Source organism: Priestia koreensis (assembly GCF_001274935.1).
Taxonomy (GTDB): Bacteria; Bacillota; Bacilli; order Bacillales; family Bacillaceae_H; genus Bacillus_AG; species Bacillus_AG koreensis.
Window position 1 is genome coordinate 250,424 of the sequence record NZ_LILC01000011.1, and the last position, 23,567, is coordinate 273,990.

At 39.7% G+C, this 23,567-nt stretch carries 18 protein-coding genes and 1 other annotated feature; of the genes, 13 read left to right on the plus strand and 5 right to left on the minus strand.

The window, feature by feature from the left end:
- Nucleotides 1-57: 57 nt before the first annotated feature.
- A complete protein-coding gene (locus AMD01_RS08465) occupies nt 58-543 on the minus strand; it encodes a LiaF transmembrane domain-containing protein (RefSeq protein WP_053400952.1) in 486 nt (161 codons plus the stop codon).
- 197 nt (nt 544-740) lie between these two features.
- Between AMD01_RS08465 and hemA the strand changes: the two genes are divergently transcribed.
- The 8 genes from hemA (at nt 741) to ysxE (ending at nt 9,639) form a co-directional block, all read left to right on the plus strand.
- The gene (hemA, locus tag AMD01_RS08470; protein ID WP_053400953.1) at nt 741-2,084 is read left to right on the plus strand and encodes a glutamyl-tRNA reductase; all 1,344 of its coding nucleotides are present in this window, start codon (nt 741-743) and stop codon (nt 2,082-2,084) included.
- Between the two features lie 14 nt (nt 2,085-2,098).
- Complete coding sequence (locus AMD01_RS08475; protein ID WP_053400954.1) at nt 2,099-2,932, plus strand: cytochrome C assembly family protein; 834 nt, start codon at nt 2,099-2,101, stop codon at nt 2,930-2,932.
- A gap of 13 nt (nt 2,933-2,945) precedes the next feature.
- Nucleotides 2,946-3,878, plus strand: a complete 933-nt coding sequence (hemC, locus tag AMD01_RS08480) for a hydroxymethylbilane synthase (RefSeq protein ID WP_053400955.1) — start codon at nt 2,946-2,948, stop codon at nt 3,876-3,878.
- Nucleotides 3,878-4,672 carry a uroporphyrinogen-III synthase gene (locus tag AMD01_RS08485; protein ID WP_053400956.1) on the plus strand — a complete coding sequence of 265 codons (795 nt, stop codon included), beginning with the start codon at nt 3,878-3,880 and terminating at the stop codon, nt 4,670-4,672. The genes hemC and AMD01_RS08485 overlap by 1 nt, the downstream gene beginning before the upstream one ends.
- Nucleotides 4,673-4,686: 14 nt before the next feature.
- Nucleotides 4,687-5,664 (plus strand): porphobilinogen synthase, encoded by a 978-nt coding sequence (hemB, locus tag AMD01_RS08490; protein ID WP_053400957.1) that lies wholly within the window; start codon nt 4,687-4,689, stop codon nt 5,662-5,664.
- Nucleotides 5,665-5,850: 186 nt separating this feature from the next.
- Nucleotides 5,851-7,140, plus strand: a complete 1,290-nt coding sequence (gene hemL, locus AMD01_RS08495) for a glutamate-1-semialdehyde 2,1-aminomutase (RefSeq protein WP_053400958.1) — start codon at nt 5,851-5,853, stop codon at nt 7,138-7,140.
- Nucleotides 7,141-7,282: 142 nt separating this feature from the next.
- A complete protein-coding gene (gene spoVID / locus AMD01_RS08500; RefSeq protein ID WP_053400959.1) occupies nt 7,283-8,521 on the plus strand; it encodes a stage VI sporulation protein D in 1,239 nt (412 codons plus the stop codon).
- A 68-nt stretch (nt 8,522-8,589) separates the two neighbouring features.
- Nucleotides 8,590-9,639 (plus strand): spore coat protein YsxE, encoded by a 1,050-nt coding sequence (gene ysxE / locus AMD01_RS08505; RefSeq protein ID WP_053400960.1) that lies wholly within the window; start codon nt 8,590-8,592, stop codon nt 9,637-9,639.
- Here ysxE and AMD01_RS08510 read toward each other — a convergent pair.
- Nucleotides 9,636-9,833, minus strand: coding sequence for a hypothetical protein (locus tag AMD01_RS08510; protein ID WP_053400961.1), 198 nt, complete (start codon nt 9,831-9,833; stop codon nt 9,636-9,638). The two genes, ysxE and AMD01_RS08510, sit on opposite strands and share 4 nt — an antisense overlap.
- Before the next feature lie 182 nt (nt 9,834-10,015).
- Nucleotides 10,016-10,256, plus strand: a binding site (T-box leader).
- Nucleotides 10,257-10,303: 47 nt separating this feature from the next.
- On the opposite strand from AMD01_RS08510, the gene AMD01_RS08515 reads away from it, so the two are divergent.
- The 3 genes from AMD01_RS08515 to AMD01_RS08525 all read left to right on the plus strand — a co-directional run bounded on the left by AMD01_RS08515 (nt 10,304) and on the right by AMD01_RS08525 (nt 17,299).
- Nucleotides 10,304-12,949, plus strand: coding sequence for a valine--tRNA ligase (locus AMD01_RS08515; protein WP_053400962.1), 2,646 nt, complete (start codon nt 10,304-10,306; stop codon nt 12,947-12,949).
- A 64-nt stretch (nt 12,950-13,013) separates the two neighbouring features.
- Nucleotides 13,014-14,312 carry a bifunctional folylpolyglutamate synthase/dihydrofolate synthase gene (locus AMD01_RS08520; protein ID WP_053401055.1) on the plus strand — a complete coding sequence of 433 codons (1,299 nt, stop codon included), beginning with the start codon at nt 13,014-13,016 and terminating at the stop codon, nt 14,310-14,312.
- 131 nt (nt 14,313-14,443) lie between these two features.
- Nucleotides 14,444-17,299, plus strand: a complete 2,856-nt coding sequence (locus AMD01_RS08525) for an Ig-like domain-containing protein (RefSeq protein WP_053400963.1) — start codon at nt 14,444-14,446, stop codon at nt 17,297-17,299.
- 36 nt (nt 17,300-17,335) lie between these two features.
- Here AMD01_RS08525 and AMD01_RS08530 read toward each other — a convergent pair whose 3' ends face one another.
- From AMD01_RS08530 to AMD01_RS08540, 3 genes are read right to left on the minus strand one after another with little or no spacing between them, the layout of a single operon-like run.
- Nucleotides 17,336-19,492, minus strand: coding sequence for a PulJ/GspJ family protein (locus tag AMD01_RS08530; protein ID WP_053400964.1), 2,157 nt, complete (start codon nt 19,490-19,492; stop codon nt 17,336-17,338).
- Nucleotides 19,493-19,501: 9 nt separating this feature from the next.
- A complete protein-coding gene (locus AMD01_RS08535; RefSeq protein ID WP_053400965.1) occupies nt 19,502-20,227 on the minus strand; it encodes a PilW family protein in 726 nt (241 codons plus the stop codon).
- A complete protein-coding gene (locus AMD01_RS08540) occupies nt 20,202-20,729 on the minus strand; it encodes a type IV pilus modification PilV family protein (RefSeq protein ID WP_053400966.1) in 528 nt (175 codons plus the stop codon). The genes AMD01_RS08535 and AMD01_RS08540 overlap by 26 nt, the downstream gene beginning before the upstream one ends.
- 102 nt (nt 20,730-20,831) lie before the next feature.
- Here AMD01_RS08540 and AMD01_RS08545 point away from each other — a divergent pair, with 102 nt between their 5' ends.
- Together AMD01_RS08545 and AMD01_RS08550 are read left to right on the plus strand one after the other, a co-directional pair.
- On the plus strand, nt 20,832-22,730 hold the full coding sequence (locus AMD01_RS08545) for a hypothetical protein (protein ID WP_053400967.1): 1,899 nt from the start codon (nt 20,832-20,834) through the stop codon (nt 22,728-22,730).
- 23 nt (nt 22,731-22,753) lie between these two features.
- Nucleotides 22,754-23,566, plus strand: coding sequence for a PRC-barrel domain-containing protein (locus AMD01_RS08550; protein ID WP_053400968.1), 813 nt, complete (start codon nt 22,754-22,756; stop codon nt 23,564-23,566).
- The last annotated feature ends 1 nt before the right edge of the window (nt 23,567 follow it).

Sequence of the window (23,567 nt, forward strand, 5' to 3'; positions counted from 1 at the left end):
ATGTGTTTCTATGTAAAAAAGGTGGAACAGTTAACTGTTCCACCTTTTTTACATACTTTACTTCTTTTTGAAAAATAATAAATACAAACCAATAACTAGTAAAAGGAGGGGCCAAAATTTCCCGAAAGATGTAAATTGTGTTTTGAACACTTCTGACCATGTAAGGATTTTCTCCCAAAACATTTGGATGAGAGCTACTACAATGAGCACTGTGCCTTGGAACAAGGCGATCTTTATTTGTCGGTAGCTTGCAACAAAACCGATACCGATCATAAGTAAAACCATCGCATTTTGATCCGGCCAAAATGGGAGATAATGCACGGCGTGAAAGTGAGCGCCAAGAAAAATTAAGACTGATCCTGTCAGTGTATATGTATTGTCATTTGTTTTTTGTGACTGTGCCAAAAGCGCAATCCCAACAATGATGAGTAAGCTAGGCCAGCTATTGAGTGCATTTCCAATGGCTAGGTGAAACTCTTTAGCGAAGAAAATCAGACCAAACCCAACTAAAAGTGTGCCAAAAAATACAGATTGTTTTTTCATATGTACCTCCAAAAGCTTCAAACAGGAAACTTGAGTAATAAGATCGATTCTGTTATTTTTACGAATGGACAGATAACAATTATCTTATCACAGGATTTCATATACTGTTCACATTTTTTTTATTAAAGTGCTCTTTCAACATGTTATAATAGATGAAGGAAAAAAATCTATAGTTCTTTACGAGGGGGTATGCAAACATGCATATTATCGCAGTAGGTATTAATCACCGTACCGCCCCTGTTGAAATACGTGAGAAGCTAAGCTTTGATGAATCAGAATTAGCGTCTGCAATGGGAGTGTTACGTACACAAAAGAGTGTACTTGAAAATATTATCGTATCAACGTGTAACCGAACAGAAATTTATGCAGTCGTCGATCAGCTTCATACAGGTCGTTATTATGTAAAGGCATTTTTAGCCGACTGGTTTCATATTGACAAAGAAGAATTCTCTCCGTTTTTAACGATTTATGAAGACGATAGTGCGATCGAACATTTATATCGTGTCGCTTGTGGATTAGATTCAATGGTTCTAGGTGAGACGCAAATCCTCGGACAAGTGCGTTCGAGCTTTTTGACGGCTCAAGAGTATGGAACGATTGGGACGGTATTTAATCAGCTATTTAAACAAGCGGTCACATTAGCAAAGCGTGGACATCATGAAACAGAAATTGGCGCACATGCCGTTTCTGTCAGCTATGCAGCAGTAGAGCTAGCGAAGAAAATCTTCGGAGACTTGTCGTCCAAGCATGTCGTTATTTTAGGGGCCGGTAAAATGGGCGATTTGGCAGCCCAAAATTTATACGGCGGCGGTGCGCAAAAAATTACGGTCGTGAACCGCACGTTTGCGAAAGCGCAGCTGTTAGCAGCGAAGTTTGCAGGAAGTGCGAAGCCGATCGAAAATTTACAAGAAGCCTTAGAAGAGGCTGATATTTTAATTAGCTCCACTGGAGCCAAAGATTACATGGTCACAAAAGCCGCTATGAAAGAAGCGGAAAAAGTACGAAAAGGCCGTCCGATGTTTATGGTAGACATTGCGGTTCCGCGCGATCTTGATCCAGCGATTGATGAATTAGAGAGCGTCTTTTTATACGATATTGACGATTTAGAGGGGATTGTAGAAGCGAACCTTCAAGAACGTCAGCAGGCAGCGGAAAAAGTTGAATTGATGATTGAAGCAGAAATTGTTGAATTTAAACAATGGCTGAATACGCTTGGTGTTGTGCCAGTTATTTCTGCACTTCGTCAAAAAGCGCTAACGATTCAAGGTGAGACGATGCAAAGCATTGAACGGAAGCTTCCTCACTTATCAGAGCGTGACAAAAAAGTGTTAAACAAGCACACAAAGAGCATTATTAATCAGTTGCTACGAGACCCAATTCTTCATGCGAAAGAGCTAGCAGGAGAACCCAATGCTATAGAGTCATTGGATTTATTTAAGAAGATTTTTAACATTGAAGAAGCGGTACAGGAGCAGGATAATCACTCAACCCAAAATGAATATCAACCAGTGAGCACTCATGATCCCGTTTATCAATCATAAGCAGGTGGAGTTCGATGATTGATATTAGCTTAACAAGGGTGTATGAACTCATCATTATCCTGTACGCGTTCAGCGTTTTATTATATTTTACAGATTTCCTTATTCATAACCGGAAGGTCAGAACAGCTGCCTTCTGGTTACTTTCTATTGTATGGCTTTTGCAAACGATTTTCTTGCTCGCCAAAATGATTGAAACAGGAAGATTCCCGATTTTAACGATTTTTGAAGGATTATATTTTTATTCATGGGTACTTATTTCGTTATCATTACTTATTTACCGCTTGTTTAGAGTGGAGTTTATTGCGTTCTTTACGAATGTTATTGGCTTTTTCATTATGTCATTGCATACGTTTACACCGATACAAGCAACGTCAAGTATTGAAGCAGAGAAGCTTGTCTCAGAGCTTTTGGTGATTCATATTACGATGGCCATTTTATCGTACGGAGCGTTTTCCATTTCATTTGTTTTGTCGAGTTTATACTTAATTCAATACAATTTACTAAAAAAGAAAAAGTGGGGCAAACGTCTGCTGCGAATAGAAGATTTATCAAAGCTCGACTCACTTTCTTTTGTACTTAACGTAATTGGCATACCGCTCTTACTACTGTCACTATTGCTCGGGTTAATCTGGGCGAACATTAAAATCCCCGATTTCTACTGGTATGATACGAAGGTTATTGGGTCCTTTTTAGTTCTCATTTTCTATAGTGTGTACATGTATGTTAGAGTGAAGAAGGAGATTTATGGAAAGTCTATTGCTATATGGAATGTCGCACTTTTTTTACTAGTACTAATAAACTTTTTCTTATTTGGAAGTTTGTCAAACTTTCATTTTTGGGATTCTTGATCAGGAGGATAACATGCGTAAAATTATCGTAGGCTCACGCAGAAGTAAGTTAGCTCTGACACAAACCAACTGGGTTATTAACCAGTTGAAGGAGCTTGGAGTTCCTTATGAGTTTGAAATTAAAGAGATCGTCACAAAAGGCGACAAAATTTTAGATGTTACGCTTTCAAAAGTAGGAGGAAAGGGCTTATTCGTAAAAGAGATCGAACAAGCGCTTTTTGATAAGGAAATCGATCTAGCCGTGCACAGCATGAAAGACATGCCAGCAGAGCTTCTAGAAGGCTTAACGATTGGCTGTGTGCCGGTAAGAGAAGACCACAGAGATGTTCTTATTTCAAAAACCGGTCAAACGTTAGAGGAACTGCCGGCAGGAGCTGTCATCGGAACGAGCAGTTTGCGCAGAAGTGCACAGCTACTAGCGAAACGACCAGATTTAGAGATTAAATGGATTCGTGGCAATATTGATACACGACTTGATAAGCTGAAAAATGAGAATTATGATGCCATTATTTTAGCGGCAGCAGGTCTTGCTCGTATGGGCTGGTCAAGAGAGATTGTGACCGAGTATCTAGAAGCAGATGTTAGCGTCTCAGCTGTCGGACAAGGTGCACTTGGCATTGAATGTCGTAATGACGACACGGAAGTATTAGAGGCACTTGCAAAGTTAAATGATGATCATACGAATCGTATGGTCCAAGCAGAACGTGCCTTTTTAAATAAAATGGAAGGCGGCTGTCAGGTTCCAATTGCAGGACATGCTCGCGTAGTAGAGAATGATCAGATTGAGCTTACGGCGCTTGTTGGATCTCCAGATGGGACGATTATCTACAAGGAGAAGCTGATTGGCACAGATCCGGTTCAACTTGGATATGACGCTGCAGAGCGCATTGCAGCGAGCGGTGGAAAAGAGTTAATTGATCGTGTGAAAGAGGAGCTTGAAAAGTGATGAATCATGCTCCTCTTTTCTCTAAAAAAATCTTAATTACAAGAGGAGCCCGACAAGCAAAAGAAATGGCGGCAAGCATCGAGGAATTCGGAGGCGTTCCGGTCACGATTCCGCTCTTAAAGCTTCAAAAGCCCGTTCAGCATACTGAACATATACATAATGTGTTACAAAACCTGATGCAATACACGTGGCTCGTGTTTACGAGTCAGAACGGCGTGAAGTTTTTCTTTGATTTTTTGGACGCGTTTAAGATTGATAAAGAGTCAATAAAGCACCAAAAAATAGCGGTAGTTGGAGAAAAAACAAAGCGCTTACTTACGAAGTATGGATTTACACCAACTTTAGTTCCAACGGAGTTTGTCGCTGAAAAATTACTAGCTGAACTTGTATCAACGCTTACAACGTCCGATAAGGTTTTACTCATAAGAGGGAATTTATCTCGTCCTGTTCTTTTAAATGGTTTAAAGGAGCATAAAATAGAGACATGTGATCTTGTTGTGTATGAGACGGTTCCAAATGAAGAAGTAAAAGAGGAGCTAGTAGCGGTGATGAAAAGCGGCGAGATTGATGCCGTTACGTTTACAAGCTCATCAAGCGTTCGTTTCTTTACAGAGCTCCTTCAAGCAGTTGATTGGAAGGAACAATCTAAGAGGTGTATCATTGTTTGTATCGGTCCTATTACAGAAAGGACCGCAAAAAAAGTAGGATTTACGAGGTGTTTGACACCTCAGGAATATACGACAGAAGGCATGATTCACGCGTTAGTGGAACAGCTTTCGAATGAACCGTTTTAGAGGAGGCAATACTTATGAAAGACTTACAGTTTAAGCGTCATCGTCGATTACGTAACTCATCAGCACTTCGCTCGATGGTACGTGAAACACATCTACACGTAGAAGACTTTGTGTATCCTGTGTTTGTCGTAGAAGGAGAGAACAAAAAGAACGCTGTAGCATCTATGCCAGGCGTATACCAATTTTCACTTGATCGTATTCACGAAGAAATTCAAGAAGTTGTGGATCTTGGCATTCAATCTGTGATGGTATTCGGGGTTCCTGATGAAAAAGACGCTGTCGGTACCGGTGCGTATCATGACCATGGAATTACACAAGAAGCGATTCGCGTTATTAAAGAAAAGTTCCCAGAGCTTTTAATTATTGCAGATACGTGTCTGTGTGAGTATACGGATCACGGTCACTGTGGCGTAGTGGAGAACGGAAAAATCCTCAACGATCCGTCACTTGATTTACTAGCTCGTACAGCGGTTAGCCAAGTAAAAGCGGGTGCAGATATTATTGCCCCATCAAATATGATGGACGGTTTTGTAGCTGCCATTCGTGAGGGCTTAGATAACGCTGGATATGAAGATATTCCAATCATGTCTTATGCAGTGAAATATTCTTCCGCTTATTATGGTCCGTTCCGTGATGCGGCGAATTCTACACCACAATTTGGCGATCGCAAAACATATCAAATGGACCCAGCAAACCGCCTAGAAGCTCTACGAGAAGCAGAATCTGACGTAGAAGAGGGTGCAGACTTCTTAATCGTGAAGCCGGCTCTTTCTTATTTAGATATTATGCGCGACGTGAAAAACAACTTTAACTTGCCGGTTGTTGCTTATAATGTCAGCGGTGAGTATTCCATGATTAAAGCGGCAGCTGAAAGAGGCTGGATTAACGAGGAACAAATTGTACTTGAAACATTAACTGGAATGAAGCGTGCAGGTGCAGATATTATCATTACGTATCATGCGAAAGATGCTGCTCGTTGGTTAACGAGATAACAAACTTAGAGAGCTGGAGGGTAGGGTACTCTCTAGCTTTCTAGGCTTAAGCAGATCGTACTAAAAGCAGCACGATCTGCTTAAGTCAGCGCTTTAAGCGCAAAGTATCTCTTGAAACTTGTGGAAGTAATGGAAATAACGATAAACTAATAAGTAGAAAAAAGCGAATTTGGAAGGAGCATGACAATGCCAAGCTACGAAAAATCAAAAGCAGCTTTTCTAGAAGCACAGCAATTAATGCCAGGTGGAGTAAATAGCCCTGTTCGTGCCTTTAAATCAGTGGATATTGATCCAATCTTTATGGAGCGTGGGAAAGGTTCTAAAATTTATGATATCGATGGAAATGAATACATCGACTATGTTCTTTCATGGGGACCGTTAATTCATGGTCACGCTAATGATCGGGTTGTCGAGTCACTGAAAAAGGTAACAGAGCTTGGGACAAGCTTTGGTGCACCGACTCTAATCGAAAATAAACTAGCAAAGCTCGTTATTGAACGCGTTCCGTCTATTGAAGTGGTGCGTATGGTCAACTCAGGAACAGAAGCGACAATGAGTGCTCTGCGTCTTGCACGCGGGTATACAGGCCGCAACAAGATTTTAAAATTTGAAGGGTGCTATCATGGGCACGGCGATTCGTTATTAATTAAAGCCGGTTCCGGAGTAGCAACGTTAGGACTTCCAGATAGCCCTGGTGTTCCAGAAGGAATCGCAAGCAATACGATTACCGTTCCGTACAATGATTTAGAAAGCGTTCAATACGCATTTGAACAGTTCGGTACGGACATTGCAGGCGTAATTGTTGAGCCTGTTGCTGGAAACATGGGTGTTGTTCCGCCACAGCCTGGTTTCCTAGAAGGACTTCGTGAAATTACAACCAATTATCAATCATTACTTATTTTTGATGAAGTGATGACGGGATTCCGTGTGGATTATACATGTGCACAAGGTTATTTCGGTGTGACACCAGACTTAACATGTCTTGGAAAAGTAATCGGTGGAGGTCTACCGGTAGGCGCTTACGGCGGAAAAGCAGAAATCATGCAACAAATCGCGCCAAGCGGTCCGATTTACCAAGCTGGAACTCTTTCAGGAAATCCGTTAGCAATGACAGCGGGGTACGAAACGTTAAGTCAGCTTACACCTCAATCATATGAAGAGTTCGGACGTAAAGCAGATCGTTTAGAAGAAGGCTTCAAAGCAGCGGCTGAAAAATATGACATTCCGCACACGATTAATCGTGCGGGTTCAATGATTGGCTTCTTCTTCACAAATGAAGACGTTGTGAACTACGAAAAAGCGAAAACGTCAAACCTTGAGTATTTTGCGACGTACTATGGTGAAATGGCTTATAACGGCGTGTTCTTGCCACCATCTCAATTTGAAGGATTATTCTTATCTACTTCACATAGTGATGAAGATATTGAGAAAACCATTCAAGCAGCCGAAAAAGCGTTCGCGGTTATCCGCGGATAAGACAAAAGCATCGCAGCGACTGCGGTGCTTTTGTTATTTTACCTGCTTATTTTTAAAAGAAAGTAATAAATGCCCTTCTTTTTTCATACATCTTTAATGACACCGCTATTTGTCGATGTGTTTTTGAAAGGAGGAGCATACATTGTCACAAGATAATCAATCGTCTTTGCATTTTTCTGTTGAAGAATCTGTATGGTTTCAAAAAGGACAGGAAGTGGCGCAGCTTATGTCTGTCTCACTTGATCCAGAAATCGCTATTCATGAATATGAGCAATATGTTTCCATCCGTGGAGCATTAACTTTAACCGGGGAATATGAAAAATATGATGAAGACTTCGAAGCATCTTTGCGTGAATATACACATGGAAAACAGGTAGAAGACGTTCATACTCGTGAGGACGGAACAAATGAATTTACGTATTACTTTCCAGTCGATATTACCATTCCACGTAACCGAATCCAAAGCGTCGATCAAGTGTTTGTTGCGATTGAGTCGTTTGATTACGACTTACCGTCTGCAGATTGCTTACAGGTGGTAGCAGATTTATCGATTGCAGGATTATACGGTGAGCAACAAAGCACTGCAAGAGAATCAGATTATACGCTTCAAGAAGAAGAGGTACAAGAAGAGCCGTATGGAGAGTTTCAAGAAGTTACATTTGATCGCGACCAGCCAATTTCTTCTTATGAGGAGTATCAGCAGGTAGAAGTAACCGAAGAAGAAGTTGACGCTTTGTATCGCTCATCAACAGCCGAAGCGGAGCAAGAGCAGGAGGTTGAGTACGAAGAGGTAAAAGATTACTTTGCTTCATTCAGTCAACGTCCGCTCACACCAGAGCCAACGTTTGAAGCGGACGATGAGTTTAATGAACCTTTCACAGTAGAAGTGAAAAAAACCTTCGAGGAAGAGCCTGTTTCCTATGCCAGAACGGTAGAACAAGAGCAGGAAAAAGAGGTAGCGCAGCAGGAAAGAGAAACAGCAGAGTGGCAAGAGGAAGAACCAGTCGTCTATTCCGAACCTGAGCCAGTCGAGGAAGTCATTCGACACACTGCTTACAAACCGTATGTAGCTGAGTTTGAAGAGACAAATAAAAAGAGCGAACCAGCGGAACAAATGGTGATTGATATTCGTCAGGAAAAGCAGGAAAGCGGCGAAAAAAGGAAGGAAAATGCGTTATACCTTACAAAGCTCTTTTCAAAAAATGCAGAAGAGGACTTTACTCGCTTAAAAGTGTGCATTGTTCAAGAAGGCGAATCACTCGAGCAAATTGCTCATCGCTACAGCCTAAACGTGCAGCAAATTTTACGCGTGAATAGCATAGAAGAAGATGAGCGACTAAAGGAAGGCCAACTCATTAATATTCCTACTTATAAACAATAAAAAAGTCGAAGAAAACAGTTGAAGCTTGTCTATCAGCTGTTTTCTTTTCGTTTAGGAGTGAGCCCTATATGATAAATCAATCACCGCCAATTGACTACGGGCCGCTTTTACAAGCGTATCAGCTGCAGGTCAATTTTATTGAGGATTACGGAAAAGTGAAAAAGATTTATACAGACCGAGGAGTATATGCACTAAAGGAACTAGATGATCCGACGTTGCGCAGCCTGTCGTTCATCCAAAGTATTCAGCGCCTTTATCAAAAGGGATTTATGCAGATGGTTCCTGTTTATCGAACAGTTGACGGCCAATATACGGTTCAAAATGGTTCGCAAACCTTTTATCTGATGCCATGGCTTGTGAACGATCAAAAGGAAGAACGAGATATTCGTTATCATAAGCTGTTTCAAGAGCTTGCGAATATGCACGCCTTATCTTCTCATGAAGTAAAGGTGACAGAAGATGACATCAAAAAGCATTACGACCAGCTCACGACTGCTTGGGATCAGCGCAAAGAGGAGCTTGAGAATTTTATTGGGGAATGCGAGAAAAGAATTTATATGTCACCGTTTGAGCTGAGCTTTTGTACGTTTTACCAGGATGCCGTAAAAGCAATTGATTTCGGTCGTGGCAAGCTTGACGATTGGTATGAGCAAGTGAAAGAAAAAGAAAAAATGCGCCTAGTGACGATCCATGGGAAGCTATCACCGAAGCATTTTGTGTATGACAACAACGGGAACGGCTATTTTATTAACCTCGAAAAATCAAAAGCTGCTTCCCCGATTTACGATTTGGTGTCCTTTTATTCAAGGTCAAACCGAACGTATCCCATTCCAAGTATGGAAAGCTATGATTGGTTTACGACCTATCAGCAGCATTTTAAGCTAACGGGTGATGAAATGCTCCTTTTACACAGCTATTTAGCTTTTCCAGAGAGCGTGTACCGAGCTATTTCGAACTATAATACGAGAAGAAGCGAGCGAGATGAAGTCGGACACGTACGCAGTATTCTATACGCGTTTTGGCAGCTGAAAAATATTGAACAGCTCAACATTCAAATTGTGTCTGCAGAACAACAAAAAAAGCTGGCTGAAGAAGCAGCAGCTCAGTCACAAAGTTAAATCCATTCTAAATAAATGGCGAGTGAAAGCAGCACGAAGAGAATGAGGAGAAACACATCTAAAATCGATGGGAAGAACAGGGTGCGTACCGCTTGAAAAATGGTCAATGGAATAATAAACTGAGCGCACCCTGCTCCGATCGTTTTTAACCATTTCTGTGCTTGCATGGAATTAAAATTAAACTTTCGTTTCATGGAACCTGCTCCTTTATCCTGTGTATTTGCCTATACTACTATATGTTGGAAAGAGAAAATGGTTCACCACAGAGAACTAACGAGCACATAAAGAGACAAAGTGAATAGCATACTAAAAAAATGGTTAAGCTTATTGACGACTTATAGATTTTTCATATACTATATGTAGTATACTTACATAGGAAAATACCACGATTGGGAAGAGTACGGTATTCTACCCCTTTAGAGAGAGAAATCAACTGCTGAAAGATTTCTTAGGAAGGTAGCGCCAGAAGGTCGCCCATGAGTAGCTTTCTTGAACGATTTAGTAGGGAAAGCCGGTCGAACCGTTATCGAATCAAGTGTATAGACACGACACGTGTAGTTCATTTTAGTGTCTATAAAAAAAGGTGGTACCGCGAACTCACTCCTTTCGTCCTTTTGATGAGAGGGGTTTTTTTATTTTCCAAAACAATTTAGGAGGGAACAAAATGGCTGAACAAGAGATCAATCTTTCAACGAAATACGATCCGAAAGCTATTGAAGCTAACCGCTATCAATATTGGTTAGATGGCAAATTTTTTGAAGCAACAAACGACCCTGAAAAGGAACCATATACAATCGTTATTCCACCACCGAACGTAACAGGTAAGCTGCATTTAGGTCATGCATGGGATACAACGCTACAAGATATTTTAACGCGTATGAAGCGTATGCAAGGATACGATGTACTTTGGTTACCTGGTATGGACCATGCGGGAATCGCGACACAAGCGAAGGTAGAGCAAAAGCTTCGCAGTGAAGGGAAATCACGCTATGATCTTGGACGTGAAAAATTCGTTGAAGAAACGTGGAAGTGGAAAGAAGAGTACGCTGAGCACATTCGTCAGCAGTGGGCAAAGCTTGGTTTAGGACTAGACTATTCACGCGAGCGCTTCACGCTTGATGAAGGGTTGTCAAAAGCAGTTAACGAAGTATTTGTTTCACTATACAAAAAAGGTCTTATTTACCGCGGTGAGTATATCATCAACTGGGACCCTGCTACAAAAACAGCACTTTCTGATATCGAAGTTATTCACCAAGACGTTCAAGGTGCATTTTATCATATGCGTTATCCACTTACAGATGGAAGCGGACATATTGAAATTGCGACAACGCGTCCAGAAACAATGCTTGGAGATACAGCAGTAGCCGTTCACCCTGAAGATGAGCGCTATAAGCATTTAATCGGTAAAAAGGTGATGCTTCCGATCGTAAACCGTGAAATCCCAATCGTTGGTGATGACTACGTAGATATGGAATTTGGTTCTGGTGCGGTTAAAATTACGCCAGCACATGACCCGAACGATTTTGAAGTTGGAAATCGCCACGATCTAGAGCGTATTCTAGTTATGAATTCAGACGGAACGATGAACGAAAAAGCTGGTAAGTATGAAGGAATGGATCGCTTCGAGTGCCGTAAGCAACTTGTAAAAGATATGCAAGAAGCAGGCGTATTGTTCAAGATCGAAGAACACATGCACTCTGTTGGTCACAGTGAGCGCAGTGGGGCCGTTGTTGAACCGTACCTTTCTACACAATGGTTCGTAAAAATGCAGCCACTAGCAGACGAAGCAATCAAGCTTCAAGAAAAAGAAGACGAAAAAGTAACGTTTGTACCGGATCGCTTTGAAAAAACATACCTACGCTGGATGGAAAATATCCGCGACTGGTGTATTTCTCGTCAGCTTTGGTGGGGTCATCGTATTCCGGCTTGGTACCACAAAGAAACAGGTGAAGTTCACGTAGACCACGAACCGCCAGCAGACGTTGAAAACTGGGAACAAGATACAGACGTACTTGATACATGGTTCAGCTCAGCGCTATGGCCGTTCTCTACATTAGGCTGGCCTGAAACGGCTTCTCTTGACTATCAGCGTTTCTACCCAACAGCGGCTCTTGTAACAGGTTACGACATTATCTTCTTCTGGGTATCACGCATGATTTTCCAAGGTATTGAGTTTACGGAACAACGTCCTTTCAAAGATGTACTGATTCATGGTCTTGTTCGTGATTCTGAAGGTCGTAAGATGAGTAAATCATTAGGTAACGGTGTTGATCCAATGGAAGTGATCGATCAATACGGTGCCGACTCGCTTCGTTTCTTCTTATCAACGGGAAGTTCACCAGGTCAAGATTTACGCTACAGCACAGAAAAAGTAGAAGCAACATGGAACTTTGCTAACAAGATCTGGAATGCTTCACGTTTTGCGCTCATGAACATGGACGGCTTAACGTTTGAAGAAATCGACTTAAGCGGTGAAAAATCAGTAGCAGACAAATGGATTTTAACTCGTTTAAATGAAACGATTGAAAACGTAACGAAGCTTGCAGATAAATATGAGTTCGGTGAAGTAGGTCGTGTTCTTTATAACTTCATCTGGGATGACTTCTGTGACTGGTACATTGAAATGGCGAAGCTGCCATTATACGGTGAGGACGAAGCAGCGAAGAAAACAACTCGCTCCGTACTTGCTTACGTATTAGACAACACAATGCGACTTTTACATCCGTTCATGCCGTTTATTACCGAGGAAATTTGGCAGAACTTGCCGCATAAAGGCGAATCAATCGCTGCAGCGAAGTGGCCAGAAGTTCGCACTGAGTTCACGGATGATACAGCGGCAGAAGAAATGCGTTTGCTTGTAGACATCATTCGCTCCGTTCGTAACATCCGTGCGGAAGTAAATACGCCAATGAGCAAGCAAATTAAGCTTTATATTAAAGCGAAAGATGCGGACATTGAAGCGAAGCTAGCGAAAAACGAGGCGTATATCGTACGTTTCTGTAATCCAAGCGAGCTTGAAATTTCAACAAGCGTAACGATTCCTGAAAAAGCGATGACATCCATCGTAACAGGAGCGGAGTTAATTCTTCCACTTGAAGGATTAATCAACTTAGATGAAGAAATTAAGCGTCTTGAAAAAGAACTTGATAAGCTTACAAAAGAAGTTGAGCGCGTACAGAAGAAATTAAGCAATCAAGGATTTATTGCCAAAGCACCTGAACAAGTAATTGAAGAAGAGCGCAAAAAAGAAGCAGATTACGTTGAAAAACGTGAAGCTGTTCAAGCTCGTATTAATGAACTTAAAGGGTAATAATAAAAAGGAAGGCGAACCACATGTTGGTTCGTCTTTCGCATATCGTGATGAGGTGAAAAAAATGATTCGTACATATGAAGAAGCGTTAAGCTGGATCCATGGACGCCTGCGCTTTGGTGTAAAGCCAGGGCTGATCCGTATGAGGTGGATGCTGAAGGAGTTAGGAAATCCTGAACGAGCGATTACGGCTGTTCATATTGCAGGGACGAATGGAAAAGGATCAACCGTTACGTATCTTCGAAATATGGTCGAAGCGGCAGGATATGAGGTTGGGACGTTTACATCTCCTTATATTGAAAGCTTTAACGAGCGTATTAGTATTAACGGTGAGCCGATTAGCGATGCTGAGATGGTGAAGCTCGTAAATGAGGTCAAGCCTGTCGTCGAAAAGCTTGAAGGAGAAGATTTAGGCCCCGCAACTGAATTTGAAGTAATTACCGTGATGGCCTTTTTATATTTTGGAAAAATCCGCCCGTTAGATTTAGTCATTTTTGAGACGGGACTTGGTGGGCGCTATGACTCAACGAATGTTGTTTCACCTATCCTGACGATGATTACGAATATTGGGTTCGATCATATGGCGATTTTAGGTAGCACGGTCGAACAAATCGCGGGTGAAAAAGCAGGAATTATTAAGCATGAAGTGCCGCTGATTACGACCGTAGAGCAAGATGAAGCAAAGAAAGTTATTGAGCAAGAAGTACGTGCGAAACAAGCGCCGAGCTACTGGTTTGAAAAGGACTTCACTTTTGACGACTATCAAGCGCTAGAGAACGGCGAACAATTTAGCCTTCGTACACCATTCGGCAAGTTAGAGAAGCTACAGCTTTCAATGATGGGCTATCATCAAGTGAAAAATGCATCGCTTGCAGCAGTGGGCGCATTATATATGAAGGATCACGGGGACTTTTCCATTACCGACGATCATATTCGTCAAGGATTGCAAAAGTCACAGTGGATGGCTCGTTTTGAAAAGGTACGTACCAACCCGACGATTATTATTGATGGTGCCCATAACGAAGAAGGAGTAAAAAGCTTAGTGGATACGCTACGTCTTCACTATGAAACGAAGCGTATTCATATTCTCTTCACATGCTTAAATGATAAGGAATCAACAGGTATGATTCGAAGCCTTGAAGAAGATGCAGATACCATTACCTTTACGAGCTTCGACTTTCCACGAGCTGAAAAAGCAAGCACTCTTTACAATCATGCCGCATCTCCAAACAAATACATGAATGAGGATTGGAAGCAGGCAATTGCGAGCTGTAAAGAACGACTAAAGGACGAAGACGACATTTTGATTATTACGGGGTCGTTGTATTTTATTGGGGAAGTAAGAAAGTATGTAAAACGTTAAAAAGAACGCTACATCTGTAGCGTTCTTTTTTTAGGCGAAAAATATTTTTTAAATGTGCGAGTAGTTTTAGACTTTTATAGTATAATAGCATTAGAAAAATTTACTTAAAAATCCAGGGGTGGATAATTTTGATGAAAAAAACGAAAATATTCGTTACTTTTTTACTGTTTTTCACATTAGCAGCTACGCTATTTCTCTCACTAAATCAAGCAATTGTTCAAGCGGCAACTATAGAGCCACCCTCTCTTGATTTTAGCGTGGCACCTTCGCAGAAAGAGTTTTTGAAACCAAAGAACGCGTGGGCAATGGGTGAATTGAATATAGACGTCAACCCTAAAGGGACACTCGATCCTAGTAAATTCCGTAAGCCGGTTGATGTAGTGTTCGTATTTGATAAATCAGGTTCGATGGCAGATGGAAATAAAATTGGGCAGGCGCGTTTAGCAATTAAAGAAGCATTAACGGTCTTTAAAGAGAATGGTTCCAAGGTAGGTACAGACCGTTATGGATTAGTTACCTTTGATTCTGATATACAAACAGTCATTCCGCTGACAGACAGCCTCGCATCCATTCAAGCTGGTGTAGATGCAGCACCTGCGCAAGGTGGAACAAACTATACGCAATCACTTCAAAAAGCAAATGAGTTGTTAAGTACTTCAGCAAGTGCTAATCGTGATAAGTACGTCATCTTTTTAACGGATGGTCAACCTACGAACTCTCAACATATACAAAACGTAGATGGAAGCTTTAGAGCAAAAAACTGTTTGTGGTTTTGTAATACAACCATTAAAGGACCGGTAAATGTGTATTATAATTCCAATAACGATCCTAGGTACCATTCAGCAGTATTTTCATATGGTCTTTATGAGTATAACTACCCGGTAACTGATACAACAATTGCTCAAGCTGTTAAAAATCATGGCATTGAGCAGGCAGAAAGTTTAGGTAATAAAAATATTAAACTATACTCAATAGGGTTTGGTACAAATACAGAAGTTGATATGACTTATTTAAGTAGTCTTTCCAATAAAACAGGATCGGTAGCTTATCAAGCAAGCAAAGATAACCTTAATGAGTTGTTCCGTAAAATTACAACGGATATTGGACAGCAATCTATTTCAAATATTAAAGTAAAAGTAAATATTGATGATAACACAGTGAACAGTTTTCCAGGAGCAGTAAACATACAGACTGGTGCGGATGCGTATAAAGAAGGTAAGTATGCAGTTGTTAACTTTACCAATATTCCATACTTATTGAATTCAACGCCTTCAGCTTTATCAAGTAAGCTTCCATTGACTTTTAGTACATCTGGAACTTATACGTTTAAAGATATTCAGCTCGTGTACAAAGACTTGGATGGAAAAGAAATTACAAAATCACATGCTGATTTGAAGGTCGTAGTAAAGGATAAGGTAGCCCCTACTTTTGATTCGAAAATTACGTTCAAGGACCCTGGTGGTGTGGGGAAATTAATTAAGTATGGTAATCAAAACGGTGCGTCAAATCAGTTTACAGTGAATTATAGCCTTACACCGACGTCCAAATTAGAAACTGGCGACTTAGGAACGCTAAAAAATATTAAGCTCGTACAACCGTTACCAGATGGCATTACTCCTGAAAGCCTTGTTGCAACATCTGGTCCTCTAGGAATTCCTGCTGCTGTTTCATACCAAGTGGTTGGAAATAATCTGGTCATGAGCATCCCGGAGGTGCTCTACACAAGTGCGGGAGGTTTTTTACCTTCTTCGTATAGTATTGATGTTAAGATGCAGGCGAATTGGGCATTAAGTCAGCGTTTACAAAATCCAACGTTGACCTACGATGCGGTTAGTACGCAAGTGCTAAACAATTTCGATGATCAAAAAGCAATTTTAACTGCACCATCAGAACAAATAATAGCAAAAGTGGTGTTAGAAGACGGAAGTGATCGTTATGAAGGCGATTATTCTGGAAATATTGATAAACTCATTAAAGAAACAAGCCAATTAGTTGGTCGAACGAAATTACAAGATGATGGCAAGGATTTAACTCTACCAATTAAGTCAATGATTTTTACGGATGGCACAAAAAATGTTGTTCAAGTAACGTATAGCAATGGAACGACTAAAACGCTCGCTCTTGTTCCACAATTTGTTATTAAAGAGCAAGAAACGAACAAAGTTGTACCAAACAACGGAGAAACCACAAAAGACGTGAAATTTGCACTTACCGATCTTATTCCAGGAGATAAGGTCACATATCAGTATCGAATTACAGATAAAGATGGAATAGGTAGCTGGACTACAATTCAGCCGAACGAAGAGATCAATTTTAATAAAAAAGGAACGTTGATCGTTGAGATGAGAGCACAAGGTGGTTTTGCAAAGGCCGGTGTAGTGGTTTCTCAAACAGTCAAAGTGAAGATACTAGTAACAAAAATTACGGTTGATCCTAGTCAAGTATCCTTAGAAATTCTAGAGTCTACCACTTTAACCGCAAAAGTTGAGCCTGCTGACGCAGACAATAAAGAGGTTGTGTGGTCAAGTTCGAATCCTTTAGTCGCTAGTATTGACCCTGTAACAGGTAAGGTACAAGGGGCATTACCTGGTGAAGTAACAATTACCGCTACGGCTAAGGATGGAGGCGGAATAGAAGGGACGGCTATTGTAGAAGTTTCTACATTAAAAAATATAAAATTTAAGCAGACTATTTACTCTATTGAAGTAGGAGAGTCTCTGACGGTAGAAGATATGCTCATTTACGAACCACTTACGGCTCGAAACAAAACGCTCAAACAGGTCATTGCGAGTAATTCACAGGTTTTAGAAGTGAAGCAACAAGATGGGAAATGGATTATCACCGGTAAAAAGAGAGGGACAACAGACCTTGCTGCAACAGCAAAATCTACACGAAGTGACGGCAGTGAGATCAGTGCTTCTACTAGCATTATGGTAACGCAAAAAGCAACGAATAACTCAGGTGGAAAACCGAATGGTAAATGGTAAATGAAAACCGTCGTAGCGCATGCTACGACGGTTTTTTTACTTAATAGTTGTTACATCTGGTATCACTTGGAGTGAATTCACTTTTGGAAGTGCATCTAATCGACGGAAAAGTACCATTGGATCATAATCTACTTTAAAGCGTGGGTTTTTATCCTTTTGAGCATCCATAGGAGCTGACCCAGCACCTGAAAACTGGATAAGTTCGTCTTGACTTGAAGCTTCCCCACGAATACCATTAATGGTTAATTTGTCATGTGCGAATAAGCCACCGTTAATATGGAAAATTGACCCAACTCCATATAACTCTGCATTATGATCTGTGTAGAAATATCCGGCTAATGGTGTTACATTTGTTGATGTACTAAATTCGTTAATTCGAAATAACTCTAAGTCCCCTTTGGATAATAGGACAAGCCGTTTTCGTTCATTTGTTGAGTTATCCCCTTTAATATTTACATTTGTAATCGAACTTGTTTTTCCGACATACATGACGGAGTCAAAGATTGCATTATCGTTTTCTTTGGAGGAATTGTCTTCAGCAATTCCGTAAATATTTAAATTACCATCTACAGTAAGATTATTTAAAATAGAGATGGATGTTTTTACAGGGTTTAATTCTAAATCTCCTCCTATTAAACTTTCAGCATTCATTTTGACAGGCTGTAGAGCTTTAATGAAGACCTTCCCAGTTGATAGAATCGGTGCATTAATGGTGAGATTTCCTTCTTCATTATTAACAGTCAATGATTCTGTGGAAACCTTTCCTTCAATTGAAAGGCCTTTGCTACTGTAGTTGGTAATATCAATACTTCCTTTAGAAATAATGGTCCCTTGTTTATTGCAGAAGGTATTTCCAGTCCCATCTTTATTCAATAGGCAACCAATGGTTAGCTGATCAGTCCCATTAACAATTTCAATTCCTTTTGTTGCAACAATATTTTTAATATTTAGTTGGTCAAAGTTATTAATGGTTACTTTTCCATCAACATAAATTCCATCTGAGATAGTTAATAAGTTTTTAGTGTTAAGAGTTAAATTTCCTTTTATATTTAATCGGTTAATAAGTAAATTTGCTGTATTATTTGATAACGTTACGCCTTGTGGGGCATCGATAGATAATACTTTATCAGTTGTAGTAGCAATAAGTGATCCTAAATCTGGTAGATAAGTTTCTTGTTTTCCACCTGGTAGTGAAATAATTTTAAATAAGCTGGAAAGAGGTTTTAACAAGGAGCCGTTTAGAACCTTGTCAATATAAGTTTGAATAACCTCTGGTTTACTACCATCACCAACTTCATCCGAGATTTGGTGGGATTTTAAAAATGCCGTTTTTCGTTCAGCAATTGTTTGATCAAGGTTCATGTCAATGAAGGCACTTTGGTTTTTAAATTTAGGAACTTTTCCTTTATAAAAATATTTAGAGTTCTCTAATGAAAGCAAACTCGTATTGGTTGTATAAATATCTCCATTAATTTCTGGAAGAGGTGCACTGATTGTAAGAGCTCTAGATGTTGATTCATTCGTATAAAAGTTTGCCAGGTCACTAATAGCTAATTCATTTGCAAAGATGTTTCCATTAATAGTAGGAGAACCATTTAGATTCAATCCAGATTGCTGGGTAGAATCAAATGAACCTACTGCATATTGTAAGAAGCTTGGCGTTGGTGATAGAATAACCGTTCTCTCTAATCTGCGTTTAATGAGAGACTCTGATTGCCCTTTCTTATTTTTAACAACAAGCGAAATTTTATATACTCTCGTAAATGCCTCTGCACGACGAATGCTGTAAGGAGCCTTTTCGGTTAGCTCCGAAATATTTAGTTTCTCTACATAAGAAAGGTGAGTTGGATCAAATTTTCCATAAATCTTATCGTCAATGATCTTCTGTAAATTAATATTAAAGGAGGCAGGTACAAAATTATCTGCTGTTTTCTGCAAATCCAATTTATACAATGAAGTAATTGGAAGGCTTGATTGATCGATCGATACATTTTGTTGAAGCTCTGCAATAATTTCATCCATTAGCTGTCTAGCTTCAGCTGTTGCTTTTACATCCGTTTCACGAATAGAAGTACGAATTGAACCTTGTAGTGACATTGTCACAATAGATAAGCCTACAACTAAAAAAATGGTTGAAACTAAAATTACTACCATTAAATTATACCCTTGTTGATTCGTTAAAATTTTTTTCATCTTATCACCTTAGAATCCAAATTGACTTTCTAATTCAACCCATCCTTGATCTCCGCTATCTGTTACTTGTGGCTGCTTACCATCTTTTTTCTCTTGAATGTACTTGTCAAGAGAAGCGTCAAATTTAGCTACCCTTGATGTAGTAGAAACAAAGAGCGTAAGATCAAAAACGGCATTTGTACATTGATTATTATCATCTTTCGAAGAACAGCTAAAATTAATTGTAGAGTGTTGTAAGTTGTTATCAATATCGATGGGTTTTCCATTAATAAAGAAGGTATACATTCTATTATCTGGAGTTGGAGGCTGTGGGCTTGTTGGATTTGTTTTATCCTTTAGACCGTACTCGATGGTCACTTCATTAACCGCTTCATTTGCCGTATTTTTTTGCTTTTTCTCGACATTATAAAAATCGCTTGGAGTATCACTGTTTTGAGACACTTGGATACTTTTGTTATCAATTAACTTAATGCACTGAAGGTTTCCTGTACTAGGTGTGCAATAATTTATGCTATCAGCAGAGATTCCTTGAAGTTCATTCATGATCGTAGAAATAACATAGTCTCCGTCATCACGCAGTGCATTTTTTGCTTCTACTTTATTAGACGTCTTAAGCCCATTGATAAAAACGGCATATACGATCGCCAGCACAATACTTGCAATAGCAAAGGTTGCTAAAAGCTCAACAAGCGTCATTCCTCTATTATTCTTAATTCGTTTCGTGAAGATCTTCACTGACAATATCTCCTTTAACAATGGTACTTACATCTGAATCTTTTCCTTTCCACTTTACGGTAACCGTAATAGGAATAATGGAAGATTTATAGGTATCTGTACCCTTGTCATCATTATTTTCCTCCATCGTGACTTCATAACTCAGGCTATTTATTTCAATATTTTTGCAGTCTGTAGGAATAGGTAGTTTACTATCTTGATAGGAATAGAACTTAACGGTCTCATTATTTTCTTTCCGTTCACAAATGTATAACGATAATACCTTTTTGGAATCCTTTATTTCCTTCTTAATTTTTAAAAAACTTTGGCCTTGCATATAGTGTAAGGCATTTCTTGCAACATTAATGCCAATGGTCTTCGACTGATTATCTCGCGTGTATGAAAATGATTGCGGGAAGAATTGCATAGCACCAGTGAATAAAATCGTTAAAATGACGAGTGAAACGAGAAGCTCGATAATTGTCATTCCTTGCTGATCTAGCAATTTTTTATAACGTTTCATGCCGTTCCCTTCTTTCAAATTTGCTAAGATTATTATACAATAAGACAGAACTGATTTAGTGATTTTTTGTAAATTATTGTTTAAATAGGAAGTGGTGGAAAAATGCTCATTTTTTTAGCATCTTTGATCGGCGCTCTTTTAATCATTCCGGTACTTTATTTTGTTCCTAAAAATATAACGCTTATCGGCAAACTAATTGTAGTGGCCCTTTCATTATTAGTCGTGGGGGTTAGCGCAGTTGCTCAGCAGGTGATGCCTCTTTGGCAAGCAACGCTCTGTTTTATTTTGTTAGGAGGTCTTTTGGCATATTTTCTTGCTAAGAAAAATGATCTTTTATTAGTGGCAAACGAAGACGAACAATTAGAAGCTGCAACTGGTTTCAATTTGTTTAAAACCGAAACAGCCATTGCTTCGCAACCATCGAAACAAGCCCACGTGGATTCAGACGATTATTTAATCGAAGATGACACCATTGATCTTCAATATGCAGCAGAACATCAAAACGTTTCTCCTGCGAAAAATAAAGAGGAATATGATTTGCAGGAGTTGGACTACATTGATGTAGACCCTCAGTTTGATGAAACTTCAACAGATAACCAAAACACACAACCCACACAGGAAACAAACATTTCCCTGGTCAAAAAGGAAGAAGGGGAGATAGAGTCAGAAAGCTGGTTAGATCATGTAACAGACGAGGTGAGCGTAGAAGATAATCTCGCTCACGAAAACATAGAGGACGAGATCGTACCAGTAATAACAGAAGCAGAAGATGAGAATACGAAAGTAGTAGAGCACATTCTTGATACAGAAGATGTAAATGATCATCTTTTAATTGAATTAGAGGATATTCCCGAGTTTGAAGATGTGCAGCAAGAAAATCTTCTAGAAGATCTATTGATAGAAAAGTCTGATCTGCAGGGAGAGTCTCCTGACCTAGTAGTTACAGACGAACTACCAGTGATCGACGACTTAGAAAATGTGATAGAGGAAGAAGAGGTTCAAGAAGCAATGGACGAGCATCATGACGAGCCTTTGGCGGTAATGGACCTAGAAGACTTATTAGAAGAAGAATCTGCCCCTGACATTGTTTCGTTAGATGAAGAGAATGTTAGTGAGCTTCCAGTAATTGAAGACCTAGAAGATGTTCTTGAAGAACGCGTAGTAGCAGAGGAAGAAGGGGAGAAACCTTTGACTGATGAATTACCTGTATCACAAGACCTAGAGGATTTGTTGGACGACCAGTTCTTACAAACAGATCAGGAGTCAGACGTTCTTCCTGTCACTTACTATAACAAAGAGGAAGTTTTAGAAGAAGCAATTGAAGATACTCATTCCGTAGAACTCGTTGCAATGGAAGATGTAGTGAAAGAGGAGAAAGACCTGAACCTTGAAGATCTTCTCGTTAATTTAGATGAAGAGGGCCTACACAATGAGCGCAGCGAAGAAGCGGAGTTAGTAGGAGGAACGGTGCCTCAAATGAACGAAGCTTCAGAAATCGATCAATTAGACGATGTATTTGATGAAACGAATATCGCTGATTTAGTCGATTTGCTTAGTGAAGTTCCTGAAACAGAAGCGAAGGTAGCTACAGAAATAGAGACAATTTCAACAGGTTCTGACGAAGAAGAAGAGATTTTAATGGAAGAAACGTCAGTAGAAGATGAAAAAACAACAGAAAATAATGAAATTCCTATTTACAACAATGAGGAAATAAAGGAAAATTTAAAATTAAAGCAACGTATCAGTTATATGTTCATTCAAGACCTAGAGCTTGCACGAGATGTTTTGGACGAAACATCTTATGAAGCGCAGTTACAGAGCACGCTTTATGACGGTCTTCCAAATAATGAGTATTATGTTGTGGCTAAAATGTTACTAGAACACTATAAAAATACGAATCAAACAACTTCGTTTGAACAACTATTTGCAGACTTGCGCGTGAGGTATGAAACTTATCCAGTACTAGTAGCGGAACTAGAATTTATTGAGGCAAACAACTAAGAAATAAGTGGGTGTGGTAAAAGATGAAGAAAAGTACTGAAGTAACAAATTTGCCAATCATTAGTATTTCAGAGGGAAATCAGATTGGGACGGTTAAAAGCTTAATTATTAACCCAGATAAAAACTCAATTGACTTTCTGACGATTGAGCAAGAAGACTGGCAGGTTAGCGTGAAGGCAATTCCCTTCAAAAAAGTAATTGGTGTGGGGGAATACGCTGTAACCGTTGAACATGAAGGCGCTACCATTGATTTAAATGAAATTCCGATTGCCAATCAGCTGTTAAATAAAAAGATTACGCTAATTGAGGCACGTGTTATGACACGTAAGGGAGAAATGCTTGGACAAGTATTAGAGTATTTCTTAAATGAAGACACGGGCGATTTGATGGGACTGCTCGTCAAGCTTCCAAACCGTGAAGTGGTTATTTCAATTGATCACGTGATTACGTTAGGAAAAGATTTAATTATCGTAAATGAGCATGCAAAAGATGCATTTTTACAAAAGGCCGAACAGCTAACGCAAAGCGATGGGGACGGAACGTATAGCGATGATGAGATTGTTCAAGAAGAACCTGTATCACAGTCTCAACCTGTTATAGACGAACCTGTTCAGCGTGAAGAAGAGCCAAAAGAAAATCCAAGTGAAAAGCGTGAGAACTTACGTAAAAAGCAAATTGAACTACTTGTCGGCAAAAAAGCCACCACAAATATTTATGGAAATAGCGGAGATTTATTAATCCGTACCGGCACGGTTTTAACAGAAGAAGATATTAAACAGGCACAAGAAGAAGGTCAAAGTGTGTTTGTAGAACTATCAATGAACGTTTCTGAATAAA

What these genes read in the sequence shown, in the direction of transcription:
- AMD01_RS08550 (WP_053400968.1), top strand. Translation starts at nt 22,754, where the DNA reads ATGAAGAAAAGTACTGAAGTAACAAATTTGCCAATCATTAGTATTTCA.
- AMD01_RS08530 (WP_053400964.1), bottom strand. Translation starts at nt 19,492, where the DNA reads ATGAAAAAAATTTTAACGAATCAACAAGGGTATAATTTAATGGTAGTA.
- AMD01_RS08525 (WP_053400963.1), top strand. Translation starts at nt 14,444, where the DNA reads ATGAAAAAAACGAAAATATTCGTTACTTTTTTACTGTTTTTCACATTA.
- AMD01_RS08485 (WP_053400956.1), top strand. Translation starts at nt 3,878, where the DNA reads ATGAATCATGCTCCTCTTTTCTCTAAAAAAATCTTAATTACAAGAGGA.
- AMD01_RS08465 (WP_053400952.1), bottom strand. Translation starts at nt 543, where the DNA reads ATGAAAAAACAATCTGTATTTTTTGGCACACTTTTAGTTGGGTTTGGT.
- AMD01_RS08520 (WP_053401055.1), top strand. Translation starts at nt 13,014, where the DNA reads ATGATTCGTACATATGAAGAAGCGTTAAGCTGGATCCATGGACGCCTG.
- AMD01_RS08545 (WP_053400967.1), top strand. Translation starts at nt 20,832, where the DNA reads ATGCTCATTTTTTTAGCATCTTTGATCGGCGCTCTTTTAATCATTCCG.
- AMD01_RS08475 (WP_053400954.1), top strand. Translation starts at nt 2,099, where the DNA reads ATGATTGATATTAGCTTAACAAGGGTGTATGAACTCATCATTATCCTG.
- hemC (WP_053400955.1), top strand. Translation starts at nt 2,946, where the DNA reads ATGCGTAAAATTATCGTAGGCTCACGCAGAAGTAAGTTAGCTCTGACA.
- AMD01_RS08510 (WP_053400961.1), bottom strand. Translation starts at nt 9,833, where the DNA reads ATGAAACGAAAGTTTAATTTTAATTCCATGCAAGCACAGAAATGGTTA.
- hemL (WP_053400958.1), top strand. Translation starts at nt 5,851, where the DNA reads ATGCCAAGCTACGAAAAATCAAAAGCAGCTTTTCTAGAAGCACAGCAA.
- ysxE (WP_053400960.1), top strand. Translation starts at nt 8,590, where the DNA reads ATGATAAATCAATCACCGCCAATTGACTACGGGCCGCTTTTACAAGCG.
- hemA (WP_053400953.1), top strand. Translation starts at nt 741, where the DNA reads ATGCATATTATCGCAGTAGGTATTAATCACCGTACCGCCCCTGTTGAA.
- AMD01_RS08540 (WP_053400966.1), bottom strand. Translation starts at nt 20,729, where the DNA reads ATGAAACGTTATAAAAAATTGCTAGATCAGCAAGGAATGACAATTATC.
- hemB (WP_053400957.1), top strand. Translation starts at nt 4,687, where the DNA reads ATGAAAGACTTACAGTTTAAGCGTCATCGTCGATTACGTAACTCATCA.
- AMD01_RS08515 (WP_053400962.1), top strand. Translation starts at nt 10,304, where the DNA reads ATGGCTGAACAAGAGATCAATCTTTCAACGAAATACGATCCGAAAGCT.